General features: G+C 55.5%; 28 protein-coding genes. All 28 read left to right on the top strand.

Going from position 1 to position 23,652, the window contains the following annotated elements; all coding sequences use genetic code 11:
- The first annotated feature begins 65 nt into the window (after nt 1-65).
- Complete coding sequence (gene rpoB / locus AC1DVE_RS27430) at nt 66-4,139, top strand: DNA-directed RNA polymerase subunit beta (protein ID WP_477784344.1); 4,074 nt, start codon at nt 66-68, stop codon at nt 4,137-4,139.
- Nucleotides 4,140-4,203: 64 nt separating this feature from the next.
- Nucleotides 4,204-8,403, top strand: coding sequence for a DNA-directed RNA polymerase subunit beta' (gene rpoC / locus AC1DVE_RS27425; protein ID WP_150726866.1), 4,200 nt, complete (start codon nt 4,204-4,206; stop codon nt 8,401-8,403).
- A 216-nt stretch (nt 8,404-8,619) separates the two neighbouring features.
- Nucleotides 8,620-8,991 (top strand): 30S ribosomal protein S12, encoded by a 372-nt coding sequence (rpsL, locus tag AC1DVE_RS27420; protein WP_003186084.1) that lies wholly within the window; start codon nt 8,620-8,622, stop codon nt 8,989-8,991.
- A 108-nt stretch (nt 8,992-9,099) separates the two neighbouring features.
- Nucleotides 9,100-9,573: a 30S ribosomal protein S7 gene (rpsG, locus tag AC1DVE_RS27415; RefSeq protein WP_007994653.1), complete on the top strand. Its 474-nt coding sequence runs from the start codon at nt 9,100-9,102 to the stop codon at nt 9,571-9,573.
- Nucleotides 9,574-9,603: 30 nt separating this feature from the next.
- Entirely contained in the window at nt 9,604-11,709 is a 2,106-nt protein-coding gene (gene fusA / locus AC1DVE_RS27410; protein WP_007994652.1) for an elongation factor G, read from the top strand.
- 30 nt (nt 11,710-11,739) lie between these two features.
- Nucleotides 11,740-12,933 (top strand): elongation factor Tu, encoded by a 1,194-nt coding sequence (tuf, locus tag AC1DVE_RS27405; protein WP_223453680.1) that lies wholly within the window; start codon nt 11,740-11,742, stop codon nt 12,931-12,933.
- A 157-nt stretch (nt 12,934-13,090) separates the two neighbouring features.
- Nucleotides 13,091-13,402, top strand: a complete 312-nt coding sequence (gene rpsJ / locus AC1DVE_RS27400; protein ID WP_003186070.1) for a 30S ribosomal protein S10 — start codon at nt 13,091-13,093, stop codon at nt 13,400-13,402.
- Between the two features lie 80 nt (nt 13,403-13,482).
- Nucleotides 13,483-14,118, top strand: coding sequence for a 50S ribosomal protein L3 (rplC, locus tag AC1DVE_RS27395; protein ID WP_003186059.1), 636 nt, complete (start codon nt 13,483-13,485; stop codon nt 14,116-14,118).
- A gap of 12 nt (nt 14,119-14,130) precedes the next feature.
- The gene (rplD, locus tag AC1DVE_RS27390) at nt 14,131-14,733 is read left to right on the top strand and encodes a 50S ribosomal protein L4 (protein ID WP_003228735.1); all 603 of its coding nucleotides are present in this window, start codon (nt 14,131-14,133) and stop codon (nt 14,731-14,733) included.
- Nucleotides 14,730-15,029 (top strand): 50S ribosomal protein L23, encoded by a 300-nt coding sequence (rplW, locus tag AC1DVE_RS27385; RefSeq protein WP_002555488.1) that lies wholly within the window; start codon nt 14,730-14,732, stop codon nt 15,027-15,029. Before rplD ends, rplW begins: the two co-directional genes overlap by 4 nt.
- 14 nt (nt 15,030-15,043) lie before the next feature.
- The gene (gene rplB, locus AC1DVE_RS27380; RefSeq protein WP_003176423.1) at nt 15,044-15,868 is read left to right on the top strand and encodes a 50S ribosomal protein L2; all 825 of its coding nucleotides are present in this window, start codon (nt 15,044-15,046) and stop codon (nt 15,866-15,868) included.
- A gap of 16 nt (nt 15,869-15,884) precedes the next feature.
- Entirely contained in the window at nt 15,885-16,160 is a 276-nt protein-coding gene (gene rpsS / locus AC1DVE_RS27375; protein WP_002555486.1) for a 30S ribosomal protein S19, read from the top strand.
- Between the two features lie 11 nt (nt 16,161-16,171).
- Complete coding sequence (gene rplV, locus AC1DVE_RS27370) at nt 16,172-16,504, top strand: 50S ribosomal protein L22 (protein WP_003103908.1); 333 nt, start codon at nt 16,172-16,174, stop codon at nt 16,502-16,504.
- 13 nt (nt 16,505-16,517) lie between these two features.
- Nucleotides 16,518-17,204: a 30S ribosomal protein S3 gene (gene rpsC / locus AC1DVE_RS27365; protein ID WP_008065719.1), complete on the top strand. Its 687-nt coding sequence runs from the start codon at nt 16,518-16,520 to the stop codon at nt 17,202-17,204.
- 12 nt (nt 17,205-17,216) lie between these two features.
- On the top strand, nt 17,217-17,630 hold the full coding sequence (gene rplP, locus AC1DVE_RS27360) for a 50S ribosomal protein L16 (protein WP_003232424.1): 414 nt from the start codon (nt 17,217-17,219) through the stop codon (nt 17,628-17,630).
- Entirely contained in the window at nt 17,630-17,821 is a 192-nt protein-coding gene (gene rpmC, locus AC1DVE_RS27355) for a 50S ribosomal protein L29 (RefSeq protein ID WP_002555481.1), read from the top strand. Before rplP ends, rpmC begins: the two co-directional genes overlap by 1 nt.
- A gap of 2 nt (nt 17,822-17,823) precedes the next feature.
- Nucleotides 17,824-18,090 (top strand): 30S ribosomal protein S17, encoded by a 267-nt coding sequence (rpsQ, locus tag AC1DVE_RS27350; RefSeq protein WP_003176419.1) that lies wholly within the window; start codon nt 17,824-17,826, stop codon nt 18,088-18,090.
- A gap of 23 nt (nt 18,091-18,113) precedes the next feature.
- On the top strand, nt 18,114-18,482 hold the full coding sequence (rplN, locus tag AC1DVE_RS27345; RefSeq protein ID WP_002555479.1) for a 50S ribosomal protein L14: 369 nt from the start codon (nt 18,114-18,116) through the stop codon (nt 18,480-18,482).
- Nucleotides 18,483-18,493: 11 nt separating this feature from the next.
- Nucleotides 18,494-18,808 carry a 50S ribosomal protein L24 gene (gene rplX, locus AC1DVE_RS27340; protein ID WP_003176416.1) on the top strand — a complete coding sequence of 105 codons (315 nt, stop codon included), beginning with the start codon at nt 18,494-18,496 and terminating at the stop codon, nt 18,806-18,808.
- A gap of 22 nt (nt 18,809-18,830) precedes the next feature.
- The gene (rplE, locus tag AC1DVE_RS27335) at nt 18,831-19,370 is read left to right on the top strand and encodes a 50S ribosomal protein L5 (RefSeq protein ID WP_003210069.1); all 540 of its coding nucleotides are present in this window, start codon (nt 18,831-18,833) and stop codon (nt 19,368-19,370) included.
- A 13-nt stretch (nt 19,371-19,383) separates the two neighbouring features.
- The gene (rpsN, locus tag AC1DVE_RS27330) at nt 19,384-19,689 is read left to right on the top strand and encodes a 30S ribosomal protein S14 (RefSeq protein WP_003176414.1); all 306 of its coding nucleotides are present in this window, start codon (nt 19,384-19,386) and stop codon (nt 19,687-19,689) included.
- A gap of 209 nt (nt 19,690-19,898) precedes the next feature.
- A complete protein-coding gene (gene rpsH, locus AC1DVE_RS27325; protein WP_003186040.1) occupies nt 19,899-20,291 on the top strand; it encodes a 30S ribosomal protein S8 in 393 nt (130 codons plus the stop codon).
- 12 nt (nt 20,292-20,303) lie between these two features.
- Nucleotides 20,304-20,837 carry a 50S ribosomal protein L6 gene (gene rplF, locus AC1DVE_RS27320; protein ID WP_003176412.1) on the top strand — a complete coding sequence of 178 codons (534 nt, stop codon included), beginning with the start codon at nt 20,304-20,306 and terminating at the stop codon, nt 20,835-20,837.
- A 10-nt stretch (nt 20,838-20,847) separates the two neighbouring features.
- Nucleotides 20,848-21,198 carry a 50S ribosomal protein L18 gene (gene rplR, locus AC1DVE_RS27315; RefSeq protein ID WP_003186037.1) on the top strand — a complete coding sequence of 117 codons (351 nt, stop codon included), beginning with the start codon at nt 20,848-20,850 and terminating at the stop codon, nt 21,196-21,198.
- Nucleotides 21,199-21,201: 3 nt separating this feature from the next.
- Complete coding sequence (gene rpsE / locus AC1DVE_RS27310) at nt 21,202-21,702, top strand: 30S ribosomal protein S5 (RefSeq protein ID WP_003186035.1); 501 nt, start codon at nt 21,202-21,204, stop codon at nt 21,700-21,702.
- Between the two features lie 2 nt (nt 21,703-21,704).
- Nucleotides 21,705-21,881 (top strand): 50S ribosomal protein L30, encoded by a 177-nt coding sequence (gene rpmD / locus AC1DVE_RS27305; RefSeq protein ID WP_003176408.1) that lies wholly within the window; start codon nt 21,705-21,707, stop codon nt 21,879-21,881.
- A 3-nt stretch (nt 21,882-21,884) separates the two neighbouring features.
- Nucleotides 21,885-22,322, top strand: a complete 438-nt coding sequence (gene rplO, locus AC1DVE_RS27300; protein WP_003228720.1) for a 50S ribosomal protein L15 — start codon at nt 21,885-21,887, stop codon at nt 22,320-22,322.
- The gene (gene secY, locus AC1DVE_RS27295) at nt 22,323-23,651 is read left to right on the top strand and encodes a preprotein translocase subunit SecY (RefSeq protein ID WP_003228718.1); all 1,329 of its coding nucleotides are present in this window, start codon (nt 22,323-22,325) and stop codon (nt 23,649-23,651) included.
- The last annotated feature ends 1 nt before the right edge of the window (nt 23,652 follow it).

The raw sequence follows: 23,652 nt of genomic DNA, 5'->3' as shown, positions 1-23,652 counted from the left end.
ACGATTTTCTGGCTGCTCCCGTCGGGAGGGGCCAAACAAGCAGGTGACCAAGCTGGGGAACGCTGATGGCTTACTCATATACTGAGAAAAAACGTATCCGCAAGGACTTTAGCAAGTTGCCGGACGTCATGGATGTGCCGTACCTCCTGGCCATCCAGCTGGATTCGTATCGTGAATTCTTGCAAGCGGGAGCGACTAAAGATCAGTTCCGCGACGTGGGCCTGCATGCGGCCTTCAAATCCGTTTTCCCGATCATCAGCTACTCCGGCAATGCTGCGCTGGAGTACGTCGGTTATCGCCTGGGCGAACCGGCATTTGATGTCAAAGAATGCGTATTGCGCGGTGTAACTTACGCCGTACCTTTGCGGGTAAAAGTGCGCCTGATCATTTTCGACAAAGAGTCGTCGAACAAAGCGATCAAGGACATCAAAGAGCAAGAAGTCTACATGGGTGAAATTCCCCTGATGACTGAAAACGGTACCTTCGTAATCAACGGTACCGAGCGTGTAATCGTTTCCCAGCTGCACCGTTCCCCGGGCGTGTTCTTCGACCACGACCGTGGCAAGACGCACAGCTCCGGTAAACTGCTGTACTCCGCGCGCATCATTCCTTACCGCGGTTCGTGGCTGGACTTCGAGTTCGACCCGAAAGACTGCGTATTCGTGCGTATCGACCGTCGTCGCAAGCTGCCTGCCTCGGTACTGCTGCGCGCGCTGGGCTATACCACTGAAGAAGTGCTGGACGCGTTCTATACCACCAACGTATTCCACGTGAAGGGCGAGACCCTGAGCCTGGAGCTGGTGCCTCAGCGCCTGCGCGGTGAAATCGCTGTCCTCGATATTCTGGATGACAAAGGCAAGGTTATTGTCGAGCAGGGTCGTCGTATCACCGCTCGCCACATCAACCAGCTGGAAAAAGCCGGGATCAAAGAGCTGGATGTGCCTCTGGACTACGTCCTGGGTCGTACAACCGCCAAGGTCATCGTGCATCCGGCAACCGGCGAAATCCTGGCAGAGTGCAACACCGAGCTGAACACCGAGATCCTGGCCAAAATCGCCAAGGCTCAGGTTGTTCGCATCGAAACTCTGTACACCAACGATATCGACTGCGGTCCGTTCGTCTCCGACACTCTGAAGATCGACTCCACCAGCAACCAACTGGAAGCGCTGGTCGAGATCTATCGCATGATGCGTCCTGGCGAGCCGCCAACCAAAGACGCTGCCGAGACCCTGTTCAACAACCTGTTCTTCAGCCCTGAGCGCTATGATCTGTCTGCGGTCGGCCGGATGAAGTTCAACCGCCGTATCGGTCGTACCGAGATCGAAGGTTCGGGCGTGCTGTGCAAGGAAGACATCGTCGCGGTACTGAAGACCCTGGTCGACATCCGCAACGGTAAAGGCATCGTCGATGACATCGACCACCTGGGTAACCGTCGTGTTCGCTGCGTAGGCGAAATGGCCGAGAACCAGTTCCGCGTTGGCCTGGTACGTGTTGAGCGTGCGGTCAAAGAGCGTCTGTCGATGGCTGAAAGCGAAGGCCTGATGCCGCAAGACCTGATCAACGCCAAGCCAGTGGCTGCGGCGGTGAAAGAGTTCTTCGGTTCCAGCCAGCTGTCGCAGTTCATGGACCAGAACAACCCGCTGTCCGAGATCACCCACAAGCGTCGTGTTTCTGCACTCGGCCCTGGTGGTCTGACGCGTGAGCGTGCTGGCTTTGAAGTGCGTGACGTACACCCGACTCACTACGGTCGTGTATGCCCGATTGAAACGCCGGAAGGTCCGAACATCGGTCTGATCAACTCCCTGGCCGCTTATGCGCGCACCAACCAGTACGGCTTCCTGGAAAGCCCGTACCGTGTGGTGAAAGACGCTCTGGTCACCGACGAGATCGTGTTCCTGTCCGCCATCGAAGAAGCCGATCACGTGATCGCTCAGGCCTCGGCCACGATGAACGACAAGAAAGTCCTGATCGACGAGCTGGTAGCTGTTCGTCACTTGAACGAATTCACCGTCAAGGCGCCGGAAGACGTCACCTTGATGGACGTATCGCCGAAGCAGGTAGTTTCGGTTGCTGCGTCGCTGATTCCGTTCCTCGAGCACGACGACGCCAACCGTGCGTTGATGGGTTCGAACATGCAGCGTCAAGCTGTACCAACCCTGCGCGCTGACAAGCCGCTGGTAGGTACCGGCATGGAGCGTAACGTAGCCCGTGACTCCGGCGTTTGCGTCGTGGCTCGTCGTGGCGGCGTGATCGACTCCGTCGACGCCAGCCGTATCGTGGTTCGTGTTGCCGATGACGAAGTTGAAACCGGTGAAGCCGGTGTCGACATCTACAACCTGACCAAATACACCCGCTCCAACCAGAACACCTGCATCAACCAGCGTCCGCTGGTGCGTAAGGGTGATCGGGTTCAGCGTAGCGACATCATGGCCGACGGCCCGTCCACCGACATGGGTGAACTGGCACTGGGTCAGAACATGCGCATCGCGTTCATGGCATGGAACGGCTTCAACTTCGAAGACTCCATCTGCCTGTCCGAGCGTGTTGTTCAGGAAGACCGCTTCACCACGATCCACATCCAGGAACTGACCTGTGTGGCCCGTGACACCAAGCTTGGCCCAGAGGAAATCACTGCCGACATCCCGAACGTGGGTRAAGCGGCTCTGAACAAGCTGGACGAAGCCGGTATCGTTTACGTAGGTGCTGAAGTTGGCGCAGGCGACATCCTGGTCGGTAAGGTCACTCCGAAAGGCGAGACCCAGCTGACTCCTGAAGAAAAACTGCTGCGTGCGATCTTCGGTGAAAAAGCCAGCGACGTTAAAGACACTTCCCTGCGTGTACCTACCGGTACCAAAGGTACTGTCATCGACGTACAGGTCTTCACCCGCGACGGCGTTGAGCGTGATGCTCGTGCCCTGTCGATCGAGAAGTCCCAGCTGGACGAGATCCGCAAGGACCTGAACGAAGAGTTCCGTATCGTTGAAGGTGCTACTTTCGAACGTCTGCGTTCCGCTCTGGTCGGCCACAAAGCCGAAGGCGGCGCCGGTCTGAAGAAAGGCCAGGACATCACCGACGAAGTTCTCGACGGTCTTGAGCACGGCCAGTGGTTCAAACTGCGCATGGCTGAAGATGCTCTGAACGAGCAGCTCGAGAAGGCTCAGGCCTACATCGTTGATCGTCGCCGTCTGCTGGACGACAAGTTCGAAGACAAGAAGCGCAAACTGCAGCAGGGCGATGACCTGGCTCCAGGCGTGCTGAAGATCGTCAAGGTTTACCTGGCAATCCGTCGTCGCATCCAGCCGGGCGACAAGATGGCCGGTCGTCACGGTAACAAGGGTGTGGTCTCCGTGATCATGCCGGTTGAAGACATGCCGCACGATGCCAATGGCACCCCGGTAGACGTCGTCCTCAACCCGTTGGGCGTACCTTCGCGTATGAACGTCGGTCAGATCCTTGAAACCCACCTGGGCCTCGCGGCCAAAGGTCTGGGCGAGAAGATCAACCGCATGATTGAAGAGCAGCGCAAAGTTGCCGAGCTGCGCAAGTTCCTGCACGAGATCTACAACGAGATCGGCGGTCGTCAGGAAAGCCTCGATGACTTCTCGGACCAGGAAATCCTGGATCTGGCTCAAAACCTGCGTGGCGGCGTTCCAATGGCCACTCCAGTGTTCGACGGCGCCAAGGAAAGCGAAATCAAGGCCATGCTGAAACTGGCGGACCTGCCAGAAAGCGGTCAGATGCAGCTGACCGACGGCCGTACCGGCAACAAGTTCGAGCGTCCGGTTACCGTTGGCTACATGTACATGCTGAAGCTGAACCACTTGGTAGACGACAAGATGCACGCTCGTTCTACCGGTTCGTACAGCCTGGTTACTCAGCAACCGCTGGGTGGTAAGGCGCAGTTCGGTGGTCAGCGTTTCGGGGAGATGGAGGTCTGGGCACTGGAAGCATACGGTGCCGCTTACACTCTGCAAGAAATGCTCACAGTGAAGTCGGACGATGTGAACGGCCGTACCAAGATGTACAAAAACATCGTGGATGGCGATCACCGTATGGAGCCGGGCATGCCCGAGTCCTTCAACGTGTTGATCAAGGAAATTCGTTCCCTCGGCATCGATATCGATCTGGAAACCGAATAACACGTGACGCGAATCGAGAGCGGGGCAGGATTGCCCGCTCTCTGCTCCGCCAGGAGGAAAGGCCTTGAAAGACCTACTGAATTTGCTGAAAAACCAGGGTCAAGTCGAAGAGTTCGACGCCATCCGTATCGGATTGGCATCGCCTGAGATGATCCGCTCGTGGTCGTTCGGTGAAGTTAAAAAGCCGGAAACCATCAACTACCGTACGTTCAAACCTGAGCGTGACGGCCTGTTCTGCGCCAAGATCTTTGGCCCGGTAAAGGATTACGAGTGCCTGTGCGGTAAGTACAAGCGCTTGAAGCACCGTGGTGTGATCTGCGAGAAGTGCGGCGTTGAAGTCGCGCTGGCAAAAGTTCGTCGTGAGCGCATGGCGCACATCGAACTGGCCTCGCCAGTTGCCCACATCTGGTTCCTGAAATCGCTGCCGTCCCGTATCGGCTTGCTGATGGACATGACCCTGCGTGATATCGAACGCGTTCTCTACTTCGAGAGCTACGTCGTTATCGATCCAGGCATGACCACCCTTGAAAAAGGTCAGCTGCTCAACGACGAGCAGTACTTCGAAGCGCTGGAAGAGTTCGGCGACGATTTCGATGCCCGCATGGGTGCCGAAGCTGTCCGCGAACTGCTGCACGCTATCGACCTGGAACACGAGATTGGCCGCCTGCGTGAAGAAATTCCGCAAACCAACTCCGAAACCAAAATCAAGAAGCTGTCCAAGCGTCTGAAGTTGATGGAAGCCTTCCAGGGTTCCGGCAACCTGCCAGAGTGGATGGTGCTGACCGTTCTACCGGTTCTGCCGCCAGATCTGCGTCCACTGGTCCCGCTGGATGGCGGTCGCTTCGCGACTTCCGACCTCAACGATCTGTATCGTCGAGTGATCAACCGTAACAACCGCTTGAAGCGCCTGCTTGATCTGTCCGCTCCGGACATCATCGTGCGCAACGAAAAGCGTATGTTGCAGGAAGCTGTCGACGCACTGCTCGACAACGGTCGTCGTGGCCGCGCTATCACCGGTTCCAACAAGCGTCCTCTGAAATCCCTGGCTGACATGATCAAGGGTAAGCAGGGTCGTTTCCGTCAGAACTTGCTCGGTAAGCGTGTTGACTACTCCGGCCGTTCGGTAATTACCGTAGGTCCGACCCTGCGCCTGCATCAGTGCGGTCTGCCGAAGAAAATGGCTCTCGAGCTGTTCAAACCGTTCATTTTCGGCAAGCTTGAAATGCGTGGTCTCGCTACCACCATCAAGGCTGCCAAGAAGATGGTCGAGCGCGAGCTGCCGGAAGTCTGGGACGTTCTCGCTGAAGTGATTCGCGAACACCCGGTTCTTCTCAACCGTGCACCGACCCTTCACCGTCTGGGTATCCAGGCGTTTGAACCGGTACTGATCGAAGGTAAGGCTATCCAGCTGCACCCTCTGGTCTGCGCCGCGTACAACGCCGACTTCGACGGCGACCAAATGGCCGTGCACGTACCGCTGACGCTGGAAGCCCAGCTCGAAGCGCGTGCGTTGATGATGTCGACCAACAACATTCTGTCGCCAGCCAACGGTGAGCCAATCATCGTTCCGTCGCAGGACGTTGTATTGGGTCTGTACTACATGACGCGTGAAGCGATCAACGCCAAGGGCGAAGGTCGTGTGTTCGCGGATCTGCAGGAAGTTGACCGTGTGTTCCGTGCCGGCGAAGCCGCACTGCACGCCAAGGTTAAAGTCCGGATCAACGAAACCGTCAACGACCGTGATGGCGGCAGCGTGAGCAACACCCGTATCGTTGACACCACTGTCGGCCGTGCTCTGTTGTTCCAGGTTGTGCCAAAAGGTCTGTCGTACGACGTCGTCAACCTGCCGATGAAGAAAAAGGCGATCTCCAAGCTGATCAACCAGTGCTACCGCGTGGTTGGTTTGAAAGAGACCGTTATTTTCGCTGACCAGTTGATGTACACCGGTTTTGCTTACTCGACCATTTCCGGCGTTTCCATCGGTGTTAACGACTTCGTTATCCCGGATGAGAAAGCCCGCATCATCGCGGCTGCAACCGATGAAGTGAAAGAGATCGAAAGTCAGTACGCCTCGGGCCTGGTAACTCAGGGCGAGAAGTACAACAAAGTAATCGACCTTTGGTCGAAAGCTAACGACGAAGTCTCCAAGGCAATGATGTCGAACCTCTCGAAAGAGAAGGTTATCGACCGTCACGGCAACGAAGTTGAGCAAGAATCGTTCAACTCGATGTACATGATGGCCGACTCCGGTGCTCGAGGTTCTGCTGCGCAGATCCGTCAGCTGGCCGGTATGCGTGGTCTGATGGCCAAGCCGGACGGCTCCATCATCGAAACGCCGATTACTGCGAACTTCCGTGAAGGTTTGAGCGTACTTCAGTACTTCATCTCCACTCACGGTGCTCGTAAGGGTCTTGCGGATACTGCGTTGAAAACCGCTAACTCCGGTTACTTGACGCGTCGTCTGGTAGACGTTGCGCAGGATCTGGTTGTGACCGAAGTTGACTGCGGGACCGAACACGGTCTGCTGATGACTCCGCACATTGAAGGCGGTGACGTTGTAGAGCCGCTGGGTGAGCGCGTATTGGGTCGTGTTATCGCCCGTGACGTATTCAAGCCGGGTACCGAGGACGTCATCGTTCCTGCCGGCACCCTGGTAGACGAGAAGTGGGTCGAGTTCATCGAGCTCAACAGCATCGACGAAGTGATCGTGCGTTCGCCGATCAGCTGCGAAACCCGCTTCGGTATTTGCGCCAAGTGCTACGGTCGCGATCTGGCTCGTGGTCACCAGGTGAACATCGGTGAAGCGGTCGGCGTTATCGCTGCCCAGTCCATCGGTGAGCCGGGTACCCAGCTGACGATGCGTACGTTCCACATCGGTGGTGCGGCAAGCCGGACCTCCGCTGCGGACAGCGTCCAGGTGAAGAATGGCGGTACTGTTCGTCTGCACAATTTGAAGCACGTGGAACGAGTGGATGGTTGCCTGGTTGCCGTGTCCCGTTCCGGTGAGCTGGCCATCGCGGATGACTTCGGTCGTGAGCGTGAGCGTTACAAGCTGCCGTACGGTGCCGTGATTTCGGTTAAAGAAGGTGACAAGGTCGAAGCTGGCGCCATCGTGGCCAAGTGGGATCCGCACACTCACCCGATCGTTACCGAAATGAAAGGTACCGTGACCTACGTGGGCATGGAAGAAGGCATCACGATCAAGCGTCAGACTGACGAATTGACCGGTATGACCAACATTGAAGTACTTGATGCCAAAGATCGCCCAGCTGCCGGTAAGGACATCCGTCCTGCCGTGAAGATGGTCGACGACAACGGCAAGGATCTGTTGCTGCCAGGTACTGACGTTATCGCTCAGTACTTCCTGCCAGCCAACGCCCTGGTCGGTGTAGCGGACGGTGCGAAGATCGCGATCGGTGATGTTATCGCTCGTATCCCGCAAGAGACTTCGAAAACTCGCGACATCACCGGTGGTCTGCCGCGTGTTGCCGACTTGTTCGAAGCCCGTCGTCCGAAAGAAGCGTCGATTCTGGCTGAAGTCAGCGGCACCATCGCGTTCGGTAAAGAGACCAAAGGCAAGCGCCGTCTGGTCATCACCCCGAACGACGGTACCGACCCGTATGAAGAGCTGATTCCGAAGTGGCGTCACCTGAACGTCTTCGAAGGCGAACAGGTAAACCGCGGCGAAGTTATCTCCGACGGTCCGAGCGATCCACACGACATCCTGCGTCTGCTGGGTGTGAGTGCGCTGGCCAAGTACATCGTTAACGAGATCCAGGACGTTTACCGTCTGCAAGGCGTGAAGATCAACGACAAGCACATCGAGACCATCCTGCGTCAGATGCTGCGTAAAGTTGAGATCGCTGAATCCGGCGATTCCAGTTTCATCAAGGGCGACCAGATGGAATTGACTCACGTTCTGGTAGAGAACGAGCGTCTGAGCGGCGAAGACAAGTTTGTCTCCAAGTTCACTCGCGTTCTGCTGGGTATCACCAAGGCGTCGTTGTCCACCGAATCGTTCATCTCGGCGGCTTCCTTCCAGGAAACCACTCGCGTACTGACCGAAGCGGCGGTAACCGGCAAGCGCGATTACCTGCGCGGCCTGAAAGAAAACGTGGTCGTGGGTCGTCTGATCCCGGCCGGTACCGGTCTGGCTTATCACAGCGAGCGTAAGCGCCGCCGTGATGCAGACAAGCCGTTGCGCGTAAGCGCCAGTGAAGTGGAAGCTGCACTGACCGAAGCGCTGAACTCGAGCGGTAACTGAGTTCTGCGGTAAATGAGTGTGAGGCCCTGGTCACTCCGTTCATCGAATCGAGACAATTTGTCGAGATTGGATGAGCGGGGAGGGCGGGGCCTTGCCTTGACTGGGGACAAGATCCTCTTTAGACTCTTGTACCCCTAAATTTGGCGGGAACTCGTTCCTGCCATTTTGCTTTTCTTGCAAGACAATAGCGTCGCAAGACAACAGTGGAGCTAGTAGATGGCAACTATCAACCAGCTGGTACGTCAGCCGCGTAAGCGTATCGTCGAGAAATCCGACGTGCCTGCGCTGCAGAACTGCCCGCAACGCCGTGGCGTGTGCACCCGTGTGTACACCACCACGCCGAAAAAACCTAACTCGGCACTGCGTAAAGTATGCCGTGTGCGCCTGACCAACGGTTTCGAGGTTTCCTCGTACATCGGCGGTGAAGGCCACAACCTGCAAGAGCACAGCGTGGTACTGATCCGCGGCGGTCGTGTAAAAGACTTGCCAGGTGTTCGTTACCACACCGTTCGCGGTTCGTTGGATACTTCCGGTGTTAAAGGTCGTAACCAGGGTCGTTCGAAGTACGGTACCAAGCGTCCGAAATAATCGGCCGTTTTGCAGTTTTTCATTTTATTGAGTCGATAAGAGTAAGGTCGGGCACGCATCCACAGGAGCTGTCCCGGGCTAACCTGAAGACCGTTTGAGGGCTTATCAATGCCAAGACGTCGCGTAGCAGCCAAGCGTGAGATTCTGGACGATCCGAAATACGGAAGCCAAATCCTCGCCAAATTCATGAACCACGTAATGGAAAGCGGCAAGAAAGCCGTTGCCGAGCGTATCGTTTATGGTGCCCTGGATACCGTGAAGGCTCGTAAGGCCGGCACCGATCCCCTGGAACTCTTCGAAAAAGCACTCGACGCCATCGCTCCGCTGGTCGAAGTGAAGTCGCGCCGCGTTGGTGGTGCTACTTACCAGGTTCCGGTCGAGGTTCGTCCTTCCCGTCGTAACGCTCTGGCAATGCGCTGGTTGGTAGACTACGCCCGCAAGCGCGGCGAGAAGTCTATGGCTCTGCGTTTGGCTGGCGAACTGTTGGACGCTGCCGAAGGTAAAGGTGCTGCAGTTAAGAAGCGTGAAGACGTTCACCGTATGGCTGAAGCCAACAAGGCTTTCTCGCACTACCGCTTCTAATTTTAGCGTCACTCATTTTGCGAGGGCTTTATGGCTCGTACAACACCGATTAATCGCTACCGTAACATTGGTATCGTTGCACACGTGGATGCTGGTAAAACCACCACCACTGAGCGCGTCCTTTTTTACACTGGCAAAAGTCACAAAATGGGCGAGGTGCATGACGGCGCCGCGACCACAGACTGGATGGTGCAGGAGCAGGAGCGTGGTATTACCATTACTTCTGCTGCCATTACCGCCTTCTGGCAGGGTTCTGCGAAGCAGCACAAGGACCAGTACCGTTTCAACGTCATCGATACCCCGGGCCACGTAGACTTCACTATTGAAGTTGAGCGTTCCCTGCGCGTACTCGACGGCGCGGTCGTTGTGTTCTGTGGTACTTCCGGCGTTGAGCCTCAGTCCGAAACCGTATGGCGTCAAGCCAACAAGTACGGTGTTCCACGTATCGTTTACGTGAACAAGATGGACCGTGCCGGTGCGAACTTCCTGCGTGTGATCGCTCAGATCAAGCAGCGTCTGGGTCACACTCCGGTGCCTATCCAGTTGGCTATCGGTTCCGAAGACAACTTCCAGGGTCAGATCGATCTGATGACCATGGAAGCGGTTTACTGGAACGATGCCGACAAGGGCATGACCCCTCGTCGTGAAGCCATCCCTGCTGAACTGCAGGAACTGGCTGAAGAGTGGCGCAACAACATGGTTGAGGCTGCGGCCGAAGCCAGCGAAGAGCTGATGAACAAGTACCTTGAAGGTGAAGAGCTCACCATCGAGGAAATCAAGGGTGCTCTGCGTCAGCGTACTATCGCTGGTGAGATCGTTCTGGCTGTTTGCGGTTCTTCCTTCAAGAACAAGGGTGTTCCCCTGGTTCTCGACGCCGTTATCGACTACCTGCCGGCTCCAACCGACATTCCTGCCATCAAGGGTACCGACCCTGATGACGAGGAAAAGCAAATGGAGCGTCATGCAGACGACAACGAGCCGTTCTCGGCTCTGGCGTTCAAGATCGCTACCGACCCATTCGTGGGTACCTTGACTTTCGTCCGTGTTTACTCGGGCGTGTTGGCCTCCGGCGACGGCGTGATCAACTCGGTCAAAGGCAAGAAAGAGCGCGTGGGCCGTATGGTGCAGATGCACGCAAACGCCCGTGAAGAGATCAAGGAAGTACGCGCTGGTGACATCGCGGCCTTGATCGGCATGAAGGACGTCACCACTGGTGAAACCTTGTGCAACGCTGACAAGCCAATCATCCTGGTTCGCATGGACTTCCCGGAGCCGGTTATTTCGGTTGCCGTTGAGCCTAAGACCAAGGATGACCAGGAAAAAATGGGTATCGCTCTGGGCAAACTTGCTCAGGAAGACCCGTCTTTCCGCGTCAAGACTGATGAAGAGACTGGTCAAACGATCATCTCTGGCATGGGCGAGTTGCACCTGGACATCCTGGTTGACCGGATGCGCCGTGAGTTCAACGTCGAAGCCAACATCGGCAAGCCTCAGGTTTCGTATCGTGAGCGCATCACGAAGAATTGCGAAATCGAAGGCAAGTTCGTTCGTCAGTCCGGTGGTCGTGGCCAGTTCGGCCATTGCTGGATCCGTTTTGCTCCTGCTGACGAAGGTCAGGAAGGTCTGCAATTCGTGAACGAAGTAGTGGGTGGTGTGGTTCCTAAGGAATACATCCCGGCTATCCAGAAGGGTATCGAAGAGCAGATGAAGAACGGCGTTGTTGCCGGCTATCCGCTGATCGGCCTGAAGGCTACCGTGTTTGATGGTTCTTACCACGACGTCGACTCGAACGAGATGGCGTTTAAGGTGGCTGCTTCCATGGCGACCAAGCAACTGGCCCAGAAGGGTGGTGGTGAGTTGCTCGAGCCGATCATGGCGGTAGAGGTTGTTACGCCTGAAGACTATATGGGTGACGTGATGGGCGACCTTAACCGTCGTCGCGGCATGATTCTGGGTATGGAAGACACGGTCTCCGGCAAGGTGATCCGTGCTGAAGTTCCGTTGGGCGAGATGTTCGGTTATGCGACCGACGTTCGTTCGATGTCCCAGGGTCGCGCAAGCTACTCTATGGAATTCAAAAAATACAATACAGCTCCGTCGCACATCGTCGAAACTGTAACCAAAAAACAAGGCTGATTCAGTCCTTTAGGCAAGGAGTTAATTGTCGTGGCTAAAGAAAAATTTGATCGTTCCCTACCGCACGTCAACGTTGGCACCATCGGTCACGTTGACCACGGTAAAACCACTCTGACCGCAGCTCTGACTCGCGTTTGCTCCGAAGTTTTCGGTTCTGCAATCGTTGATTTCGATAAAATCGACAGCGCGCCAGAAGAAAAAGCTCGTGGTATCACCATCAACACCGCTCACGTTGAGTACAACTCGGCCATTCGTCACTACGCTCACGTTGACTGCCCAGGTCACGCTGACTACGTGAAGAACATGATCACCGGTGCTGCCCAGATGGACGGCGCGATCCTGGTTTGCTCGGCCGCTGATGGTCCGATGCCGCAAACCCGTGAACACATCCTGCTGTCCCGTCAGGTAGGCGTTCCGTACATCGTGGTTTTCCTGAATAAGGCTGACCTGGTAGACGACGCTGAGCTGCTGGAACTGGTCGAGATGGAAGTTCGCGACCTGCTGTCCACCTACGACTTCCCGGGCGATGACACTCCAATCATCATCGGTTCGGCTCGTATGGCGCTGGAAGGCAAAGACGACAACGAAATGGGTACTACCGCTGTTAAGAAGCTGGTAGAGACTCTGGACAGCTACATCCCAGAACCAGTTCGTATGATCGACAAGCCATTCCTGATGCCAATCGAAGACGTATTCTCGATCTCGGGTCGTGGTACTGTTGTGACTGGTCGTATCGAGCGCGGTATCGTTCGCGTTCAAGATGCGCTGGAAATCGTTGGTCTGCGTGACACTACCACCACCACCTGCACCGGTGTTGAAATGTTCCGCAAGCTGCTCGACGAAGGTCGTGCTGGCGAGAACTGCGGCGTTCTGCTGCGTGGTACCAAGCGTGACGACGTTGAGCGTGGCCAGGTTCTGGTTAAGCCAGGTTCGGTTAAGCCGCACACCAAGTTCACCGCAGAAGTTTACGTTCTGAGCAAGGAAGAAGGCGGTCGTCACACTCCGTTCTTCAAAGGCTACCGTCCACAGTTCTACTTCCGTACTACTGACGTGACTGGTAACTGCCAGCTGCCAGAAGGCGTTGAAATGGTAATGCCAGGTGATAACATCCAGATGGAAGTTACCCTGATCAAGACCATCGCGATGGAAGACGGCCTGCGTTTCGCTATCCGTGAAGGCGGTCGTACCGTCGGCGCTGGCGTCGTAGCCAAAATCATCGAGTAAGCATCTCCTTTGAGATAGCTTCGATGCTTTGAAAAGCCCCCGCTCAGCGGGGGCTTTTTTATTGGGTTGACACCTATCTGGGGCGTCTATAGAATTGCGCCTCCTTTTAACGGGCGTATTGCGCTCGCTGGGAATAGCAGCCGGAGTCTGAAATCCAATGCAAAATCAGCAAATCCGTATCAGGTTGAAGGCTTTTGACCATCGCCTGATCGACCAATCCACCCAGGAAATCGTGGAAACCGCGAAACGTACTGGTGCACAAGTGCGTGGTCCAATTCCACTGCCTACCCGTAAAGAGCGGTTCACCGTTCTGGTCTCCCCGCACGTCAACAAAGACGCGCGTGACCAGTACGAGATCCGTACTCATAAGCGCGTACTGGACATCGTCCAGCCAACGGATAAAACCGTTGATGCACTTATGAAGCTTGATCTGGCGGCCGGTGTGGAAGTACAGATCAGCCTCGGCTAAGACTCGGTCTTAGTCGTGTAACGCTCTGAAATGGGCGGCCATAGCGGGTGAAAGCCCCGTACACTCATGAGGTTTACAACATGACTATTGGTGTAGTCGGTCGTAAATGCGGTATGACCCGTATTTTCACCGAAGAAGGTGTCTCCATTCCGGTCACGGTCATTGAGATCGAGCCGAATCGCGTCACCCAGTTCAAAACTGAAGAGACCGATGGCTATCGTGCAGTGCAAGTCACTGTCGGCGAGCGTCGTGCTTCGCGTGTAACAGCAGCTCAGGCTGGCCACTTCGCTAAAGCGAACGTTGCCGCTGGTCGTACCGTAATGGAATTCCGCCTTGAAGAAGGCGAGTACCAGGCCGGCGATCTGATCAACGCTGAAATCTTCGCCGCTGGTCAACTGGTTGATGTAACCGGTCAGTCCAAGGGTAAAGGCTTCCAGGGTACGATCAAGCGTTGGAATTTCCGCGGGCAAGATAACACCCACGGTAACTCCGTATCCCACCGCGTTCCAGGCTCTATCGGCCAGTGCCAGACTCCTGGTCGTGTATTCAAGGGCAAAAAAATGTCCGGTCATATGGGCGCTGAGCGCGTGACCGTGCAGTCCCTCGAAGTAGTGCGCGTGGACGCTGAACGCAATCTGTTGTTGGTCAAGGGCGCTGTTCCTGGCGCTACTGGCGGCAACTTGGTTGTACGTCCAGCAGCCAAGGCTCGCGGTTAAGGGGAAGCTGACATGCAATTAAATGTAAATGACGCTCAAGCGATCGAAGTTTCCGAACTGACATTTGGCGGCGAATTCAACGAGACGCTGGTTCACCAAGCAGTCGTAGCCTACATGGCTGGCGGTCGTCAGGGTTCCAAGCAGCAAAAGACCCGTTCCGACGTTCGTGGTGGCGGTAAGCGCCCATGGCGTCAGAAAGGTACTGGCCGTGCTCGTGCCGGTACTATCCGTAGCCCAATCTGGCGTGGCGGCGGTACCACTTTCGCAGCTCGTCCTCAGGATCACTCCCAGAAGCTGAACAAGAAGATGTATCGCGCAGCAATGCGTTCCATCCTTGCTGAGCTGGTGCGTACTGATCGTCTGGTCGTGGTTCAGGATTTCGCCGTTGAAACGCCGAAAACCAAAGACCTGCTGGGCAAGCTGAACAACATGAGCCTGACCGACGTTCTGATCGTGTCCGACGCTGTTGATCAGAACCTGTACCTGGCTGCTCGTAACCTGCCACACGTAGATGTACGTGACGTGCAAGGTTCCGATCCAGTTAGTCTGATCGCATACGACAAGGTGTTGATCACCGTGTCGGCCGTGAAGAAATTCGAGGAGCTGCTGGGATGAACCAGGAACGCGTATTTAAAGTTCTGCTTGGCCCGCACGTTTCCGAGAAGGCTACGGTTCTGGCAGACAAGAAAGGCCAGTTCGTTTTCAAGGTTGCTACCGACGCAACCAAGCTGGAAATCAAGAAGGCCGTCGAAAGCCTGTTCAGCGTGAAAGTAGAGCGTGTTACTACCTTGAATGTTCTGGGTAAGAGCAAGCGCACTGCTCGCGGTCTGGGCAAGCGTAATGACTGGAAGAAGGCAGTTATCTCCCTTCAGCCAGGCCAAGATCTCGATTTCAGCAGCAGTGCTGAGTAAGGAAGGGGTGCATCATGGCAATCGTTAAATGCAAACCGACTTCCCCTGGCCGCCGTTTTGTGGTCAAGGTGGTCAACCAGGAGCTGCATAAAGGCGCTCCTCACGCACCGCTGCTCGAGAAGAAATCGAAGACTGGTGGTCGTAACAACAATGGCCGTATTACCACTCGTCACATCGGTGGTGGTCATAAGCAGCATTATCGTCTGGTCGACTTCCGTCGCAACGACAAAGATGGCATCTCTGCCACTGTCGAGCGTATCGAATACGATCCAAACCGTACTGCTCACATCGCTCTGCTGCTGTACGCAGATGGCGAGCGTCGCTACATCATCGCCCCTAAAGGCGTGAGCGCTGGCGACCAGCTGATCGCAGGTGCCCTGGCACCGATCAAGCCGGGCAACGCTCTGCAACTGCGCAACATTCCAGTTGGTAGCACCGTACACGGCATCGAATTGAAGCCAGGTAAAGGCGCTCAGATCGCTCGTTCCGCTGGTGCTTCGGCTCAGCTGATCGCTCGTGAAGGCGTGTACGTTACCCTGCGTCTGCGTTCCGGTGAAATGCGTAAAGTCCTGGCTGAATGCCGTGCGACCCTGGGCGAAGTCTCGAACTCCGAGCACAGCCTGCGTTCGCTGGGTAAAGCTGGTGCCAAACGCTGGCGTGGCGTTCGCCCAACCGTTCGTGGTGTTGCCATGAACCCGGTTGACCACCCACATGGTGGTGGTGAAGGTCGTACCTCTGGTGGTCGTCATCCGGTATCGCCATGGGGCTTCCCGACTAAGGGCGCGAAGACTCGTGGTAATAAGCGTACCGACAAAATGATCGTCCGTCGTCGCAAGTAAATAGAGGGATACGACAGTGCCACGTTCTCTGAAAAAAGGTCCTTTTATCGATCTTCACCTACTGAAGAAGATCGAAGTGGCGGCGGAAAAGAACGATCGCAAACCGGTGAAAACCTGGTCGCGTCGTTCGATGATCCTGCCACAAATGGTCGGTTTGACCATCGCAGTACACAACGGTCGTCAGCACGTCCCAGTTCTCGTGAACGAAGACATGGTCGGCCACAAACTGGGCGAGTTCGCCGGTACCCGCACTTATCGCGGGCACGTGGCAGACAAGAAAGCCAAGCGTTAAGGGGTTAGGAAATGGAAGTAGCCGCTAAGTTGTCGGGCGCTCGAATCTCCGCCCAGAAAGCCCGCTTGGTCGCCGACCAGATCCGCGGGAAGAAGGTGGGCGAAGCGCTCAACCTGTTGGCTTTCAGTAGTAAGAAAGCCGCCGAGATCATGAAGAAAGTGCTGGAGTCGGCCGTAGCCAACGCCGAGCATAACGAAGGCGCAGACGTTGATGACCTGAAGGTCAGCACCGTTTTCGTCAACGAAGGGCGTTCGCTGAAGCGCATCATGCCACGTGCCAAAGGCCGTGCTGATCGCATCGTCAAGCGGTCTTGCCATATCACTGTCAAGGTTGCTGACAAGTAACGGAGTCGAAGAGATGGGTCAGAAAGTACATCCCATTGGCATTCGCCTGGGAATCGTCAAGGAGCACACCTCCGTCTGGTACGCAGACGGTCGGACTTATGCGGACTATTTGCTCGCAGATCTGAAGGTGCGTGAGTATCTCCAAGACAAACTAAAAAGCGCGTCCGTAAGCCGTATCGATATCCATCGTCCGGCCCAAACTGCACGTATCACCATCCACACCGCTCGTCCAGGTATCGTTATCGGGAAGAAGGGTGAGGATGTTGAGAAACTGCGTCAGGACCTGACCAAGCAAATGGGTGTGCCTGTGCACATCAATATCGAAGAGATCCGCAAGCCGGAGCTCGACGGTATGCTGGTTGCGCAGAGCGTAGCTCAGCAGCTGGAGCGTCGCGTAATGTTCCGTCGCGCTATGAAGCGCGCTGTACAGAACGCCATGCGCATTGGTGCCAAAGGCATCAAAATCCAAGTGAGCGGTCGTCTCGGCGGTGCTGAAATCGCACGTACTGAATGGTATCGCGAAGGTCGTGTGCCATTGCACACCCTGCGTGCCGACATCGACTATGCCAACTACGAAGCTCACACCACTTACGGTGTGATCGGTGTAAAGGTTTGGATCTTCAAAGGCGAAGTAATTGGTGGTCGCCAAGAAGAACTGAAACCACAAGCACCAGCGCCTCGTAAAAAAGCTGCTAAGTAAGGGGTACGCCAAATGTTGCAACCAAAGCGTACGAAGTTCCGCAAGCAGATGACAGGCCACAACCGTGGTCTGGCTCAGCGCGGTAGCAAAGTCAGCTTCGGCGAGTTCGCGCTGAAGTCTGTAGCTCGTGGTCGTCTCACCGCTCGTCAGATCGAGTCAGCGCGTCGTGCACTGACCCGTCACGTTAAACGTGGCGGCAAGATCTGGATCCGTGTATTCCCGGACAAGCCGATCTCCAAAAAACCTCTCGAGGTTCGGATGGGTAAAGGTAAGGGTAACGTCGAATACTGGGTAGCCCAGATTCAGCCAGGCAAAGTCCTGTATGAAATCGAGGGTGTAACTGAAGAGCTGGCGCGTGAGGCTTTTGCCCTGGCTGCTGCAAAGCTGCCGCTCGCCACCGCCTTTGTTAAACGGACGGTGATGTGATGAAAGCGAATGAACTTCGTGAAAAATCCGCACAGCAGCTGAACGAGCAACTGCTCGGCTTGCTGCGCGACCAGTTCAATCTGCGTATGCAGAAAGCAACTGGCCAGTTGGGGCAGTCTCATCTGCTCTCGCAAGTTAAGCGTGACATCGCTCGCGTGAAGACTGTGCTCAACCAGCAGGCAGGTAAGTAATCATGGCTGAAGCCGAAAAAACTGTCCGTACGCTGACTGGCCGTGTTGTCAGCGACAAGATGGACAAAACCATCACCGTTCTGATCGAGCGTCGCGTTAAGCACCCGATCTACGGTAAATACGTTAAGCGTTCGACTAAGCTGCACGCGCACGACGAAACCAATCAGTGCCACATCGGCGACAAAGTCACTATTCGTGAAACTCGTCCTTTGGCCAAGACCAAGTCTTGGGCGCTGGTTGATGTTCTCGAACGCGCTGTGGAAGTCTAAGGACTAGGGGTCGGAGAAATTATATGATTCAGACTCAATCCATGCTCGATGTGGCCGATAACAGCGGCGCTCGCCGTGTTATGTGCATCAAGGTGCTGGGTGGCTCCCATCGTCGTTACGCTGGTATCGGTGACATAATCAAAGTTACCGTGAAGGAAGCAATTCCTCGCGGTAAAGTGAAAAAAGGCCAAGTGATGACTGCTGTTGTAGTCCGCACTCGTCACGGCGTACGTCGTGCTGATGGCTCCATTATCCGCTTTGATGGCAACGCTGCTGTTCTTCTGAACAACAAGCAAGAGCCGATCGGCACCCGTATCTTTGGGCCAGTGACCCGTGAACTTCGTACTGAGAAGTTCATGAAGATCGTCTCGCTCGCCCCAGAAGTGCTGTAAGGAGATCCGACATGCAAAAGATTCGTCGTGACGACGAGATCATCGTGATCGCCGGCAAAGACAAAGGTAAGCGCGGTAAGGTGCTTAAGGTTCTCGCTAACAACCGTCTGGTTATTGGTGGTCTGAACCTGGTCAAGCGTCATACCAAGCCTAACCCGATGTCGGGCGTGCAGGGCGGTATCGTCGAAAAAGAAGCTCCACTGGATGCTTCTAACGTCGCCATTTTCAACGGCGAAACCAACAAGGCTGACCGCGTTGGTTTCAAAGTAGAAGACGGCAAGAAAATTCGTGTCTTCAAGTCGACCCAAAAAGCGGTTGATGCTTGAACACTGCTAGGTAGATGAGACCATGGCACGACTAAAAGAGATTTACCGGAAGGAAATTGCTCCGAAACTTAAGGAAGAACTTAAGCTTTCGAACGTGATGGAAGTTCCGCGCGTTACCAAAATCACCCTGAACATGGGTCTGGGCGAAGCGATCGGCGACAAAAAAGTCATCGAGCACGCTGTTGCTGACCTGGAAAAGATCACCGGCCAGAAAGTCGTTGTGACCTACGCTCGCAAATCCATCGCTGGCTTTAAAGTCCGTGAAGGTTGGCCGATCGGCGTCAAAGTGACCCTGCGCCGTGAGCGTATGTACGAGTTCCTGGATCGTCTGCTGTCGATCTCCCTGCCTCGGGTTCGCGACTTCCGCGGCCTGAATGCCAAGTCCTTCGATGGTCGTGGCAACTACAGCATGGGCGTGAAAGAGCAGATCATCTTCCCGGAAATCGACTACGACAAGATCGATGCTCTCCGCGGTCTGGACATCACCCTGACCACCACTGCCAAGAACGATGATGAAGGCCGCGCTCTGCTGCGTGCGTTCAAATTCCCGTTCCGCAACTGATTGGAGTAGGACCATGGCCAAGATGAGCATGAAAAACCGCGAGCTGAAGCGTCAGCTCACGGTTGCCAAGTACGCCAAGAAGCGTGCAGCACTGAAAGCTATCATCGTTGATCTGAACGCAAGTCCAGAAGCGCGTTGGGAAGCTACAGTAGCCCTGCAGAAGCAGCCACGTGACGCAAGCGCTTCGCGCATGCGTAACCGCTGCCGCCTGACCGGTCGTCCACACGGCGTTTACCGCAAGTTCGGCCTCGGCCGTAACAAGCTGCGTGAAGCTGCCATGCGTGGTGACGTACCGGGTCTGGTTAAAGCCAGCTGGTAAGTACTGTCAAAGTCTCGGTGTCCAGGATCGCAAGATCCTGACCGCCGGTGGCCTTGAATCTGGATCAAGCCCCTTTTGGGGCTTGATTCATTTCTGGGGTGTGTCTAGAATACCCGGCTCGCCTGAGCCCGTGTTTTTCATGCTCGGAGATTCTCGGCGACACGTAATAGCCGCAAGGCTAATTTTTTTGTATTAGGAGCGTCTAGCCCATGAGTATGCAGGACCCGTTAGCGGACATGCTAACTCGTATCCGTAATGCCCAGATGGCTGAAAAGTCCGTCGTAAGCATGCCATCTTCCACGTTGAAGGTAGCTGTTGCCAAAGTCCTGAAGGACGAAGGTTACATTGCGGGTTATCAGATCAGCAGCGAAATCAAACCACTGCTGTCCATCGAGCTGAAGTACTTCGAAGGCCGTCCGGTTATCGAAGAAGTGAAGCGCGTTAGCCGTCCAGGCCTGCGTCAGTACAAGTCCGTCGATGATCTGCCAAAAGTTCGTGGCGGTCTCGGTGTGTCTATCGTCTCCACCAACAAAGGTGTGATGACGGATCGTGCTGCGCGCGCTGCCGGTGTCGGCGGCGAAGTTCTTTGCACTGTGTTCTAAGGGGGGATAAGCATGTCTCGCGTCGCTAAGAACCCCGTTAAGCTGCCAGCCGGTGTCGAAGTAAAATTCGCAGGCCAGCAGCTTTCGGTGAAGGGTGCCAAGGGTACTCTTGAACTGAACATCCATTCGTCCGTTGAGATCGTTGAAGAAGCTGGTGAGCTGCGTTTCGCTGCTCGCAATGGCGATCAACAAACTCGCGCAATGGCCGGTACCACGCGTGCGTTGGTAAACAACATGGTCCAAGGCGTAAGCCAAGGCTTCGAGCGCAAGCTCCAGCTGGTCGGTGTTGGTTACAAGGCGCAAGCAAAAGGCACGGTTTTGAACCTGGCCCTTGGCTTCTCGCACCCAGTGGATTACGAACTGCCGGAAGGCATCACCGCTGAGACTCCTAGCCAGACCGATATCCTGATCAAGGGCATCGATAAGCAGCTGGTAGGTCAAGTGGCCGCTGAGATCCGCGACTTCCGTCCACCAGAGCCGTACAAAGGCAAAGGTGTGCGCTACGCGGACGAAGTCGTCCGTCGTAAAGAAGCCAAGAAGAAGTAGGGCATAGCAAATGACCGACAAAAAAGTTACTCGACTGCGTCGCGCTCGCAAAGCACGCCTGAAAATGCACGAACTCGAAGTCGTGCGTCTCTGCGTGTTCCGCTCGTCGCAGCACATCTACGCCCAGGTCATCTCGGCCGACGGCAACAAAGTCCTGGCAAGCGCCTCGACTTTGGATAAAGAACTGCGTGATGGTGCCACCGGCAACATCGACGCGGCCACAAAGGTTGGCCAGCTGGTCGCTACGCGTGCTAAGGCCGCTGGCGTCTCGCAAGTGGCTTTCGACCGCTCTGGCTTCAAGTACCACGGCCGCGTTAAAGCGCTGGCTGATGCTGCTCGTGAAGCTGGGCTGGAGTTCTAAGTTATGTCAAATAACGACCAAAAGCGCGACGAAGGCTACATTGAGAAGCTGGTTCAAGTTAACCGCGTAGCCAAAACCGTTAAAGGCGGCCGTATCTTCACTTTCACCGCGTTGACCGTGGTTGGTGATGGTAAAGGGCGTGTTGGCTTCGGCCGTGGCAAGTCGCGTGAAGTGCCTGCTGCGATCCAGAAGGCAATGGAAGCTGCTCGCCGCAACATGATTCAAGTTGACCTGAACGGCACTACTCTGCAGTACGCAATGAAGTCCGCTCACGGCGCTTCGAAGGTGTACATGCAGCCTGCTTCTGAAGGTACCGGTATCATCGCTGGCGGCGCTATGCGTGCTGTCCTCGAAGTTGCTGGCGTTCAGAACGTTCTGGCCAAGTGCTACGGCTCGACTAACCCGGTAAACGTGGTTCACGCCACTTTCAAGGGTTTGAAAGCAATGCAGTCTCCTGAATCCATTGCCGCCAAGCGTGGCAAAAGCGTCAAGGAGATCTTCTGATCATGGCTACCGTAAAAGTAACGCTGATCAAAAGCATGACCGGCCGCATCCCTAACCACAAACTGTGCGTTAAGGGTCTGGGTCTGCGTCGCATCGGTCACACTGTAGAAGTCCAGGATACTCCCGAGAATCGCGGGATGATCAACAAGGCTTACTACATGCTGCGTGTCGAGGGTTAATCGATGAAACTCAATGATCTGAGTCCAGCGCCGGGTTCCCGTCGCGAAAAGCATCGTCCGGGCCGTGGTATCGGTAGCGGTTTGGGTAAGACTGGTGGCCGTGGTCACAAAGGTCAGACCTCCCGCTCCGGTGGCACCATTGCTCCAGGCTTTGAAGGCGGTCAACAGCCGCTGCATCGTCGCCTGCCGAAGTTCGGTTTCGTTTCCCTGAAGGCCATGGATCGCGCAGAAGTGCGTCTGTCCGAGCTGGCTAAAGTGGAAGGCGACATCGTCACCGTGCAGTCCCTGAAAGATGCCAACGTGATCAACGTCAACGTACAGCGTGTGAAAATCATGCTGTCCGGTGAAGTGACTCGCGCTGTCACTATCGGCAAGGGAATCGGCGCCACCAAAGGTGCGCGTGCGGCTATCGAAGCAGCTGGCGGCAAGTTCGAGGAATAAATGGCTAAGCAAGGTGCTCTCTCTGCGCTCGGCAAAGGCGGTATGTCTGAACTCTGGGCTCGTCTGCGTTTTCTGTTCCTGGCGATTATCGTCTACCGAATAGGCGCACACATCCCGGTTCCAGGTATCAACCCGGACCGACTCGCGGACCTGTTTCGACAGAATGAGGGGACCATTCTTAGCTTGTTCAACATGTTTTCCGGCGGCGCGCTGGAACGGATGAGCATCTTTGCACTGGGGATCATGCCGTACATCTCGGCATCGATCATCATGCAACTGATGACCGCCGTCAGCCCGCAGCTGGAGCAGTTGAAGAAGGAAGGTGAAGCTGGCCGTCGCAAGATCAGCCAGTACACCCGCTACGGCACTGTCGTCCTCGCTCTCGTCCAGGCCATTGGCATGTCCATTGGTCTGGCGGGGCAGGGCGTTGCGTTCACTGGTGACTTTGGCTTCCATTTCGTCGCGGTATCCACGTTTGTGGCTGGTGCGATGTTCATGATGTGGCTGGGTGAGCAGATTACTGAGCGTGGTGTTGGCAACGGTATCTCGATGTTGATTTTTTCGGGTATCGTCGCCGGTCTTCCGAGAGCGATCGGGCAGTCTTTCGAGTCTGCACGTCAGGGTGATATCAACATCTTCGCCCTGGTTGCCATCGGTTTGCTGGCAGTAGCGATTATCGGTTTCGTGGTGTTCATTGAGCGTGGTCAGCGTCGTATTGCTGTTCACTACGCCAAGCGTCAGCAGGGCCGCAAGGTCTTCGCTGCGCAGACCAGCCACTTGCCGCTGAAGGTGAACATGGCCGGTGTTATTCCGGCTATTTTCGCGAGCAGCATTTTGCTGTTCCCGGCTTCGTTGGGTGCCTGGTTCGGTCAGTCTGAAGGTATGGGCTGGTTGCAGGACATCTCGCAGTCGATCGCTCCTGGTCAGCCGTTGAATATTCTGCTGTTTAGTGCAGGGATTATTTTCTTCTGCTTCTTCTATACGGCGTTGATGTTCAATCCGAAAGACGTAGCGGAAAACCTGAAGAAGTCCGGTGCCTTTATTCCGGGCATCCGTCCAGGTGAGCAGTCTGCGCGCTACATTGATGGCGTTCTGACTCGCTTGACCATGTTCGGTGCTCTTTACATGACGGCCGTCTGCCTGTTGCCCCAGTTCCTGGTGGTTGCAGCCAACGTACCGTTCTACCTTGGCGGGACCTCGTTGCTGATCGTCGTCGTGGTTGTGATGGACTTCATGTCCCAAGTACAATCGCACCTCGTTTCGCACCAGTACGAATCCCTGATGAAGAAAGCCAACCTGAAGGGTTACGGCAGCGGCATGCTGCGCTGAC

The sequence above is a fragment of the Pseudomonas sp. P4_B4 genome, from assembly GCF_056402255.1.
This window is presented reverse-complemented; position numbering and strand designations above follow the sequence as displayed.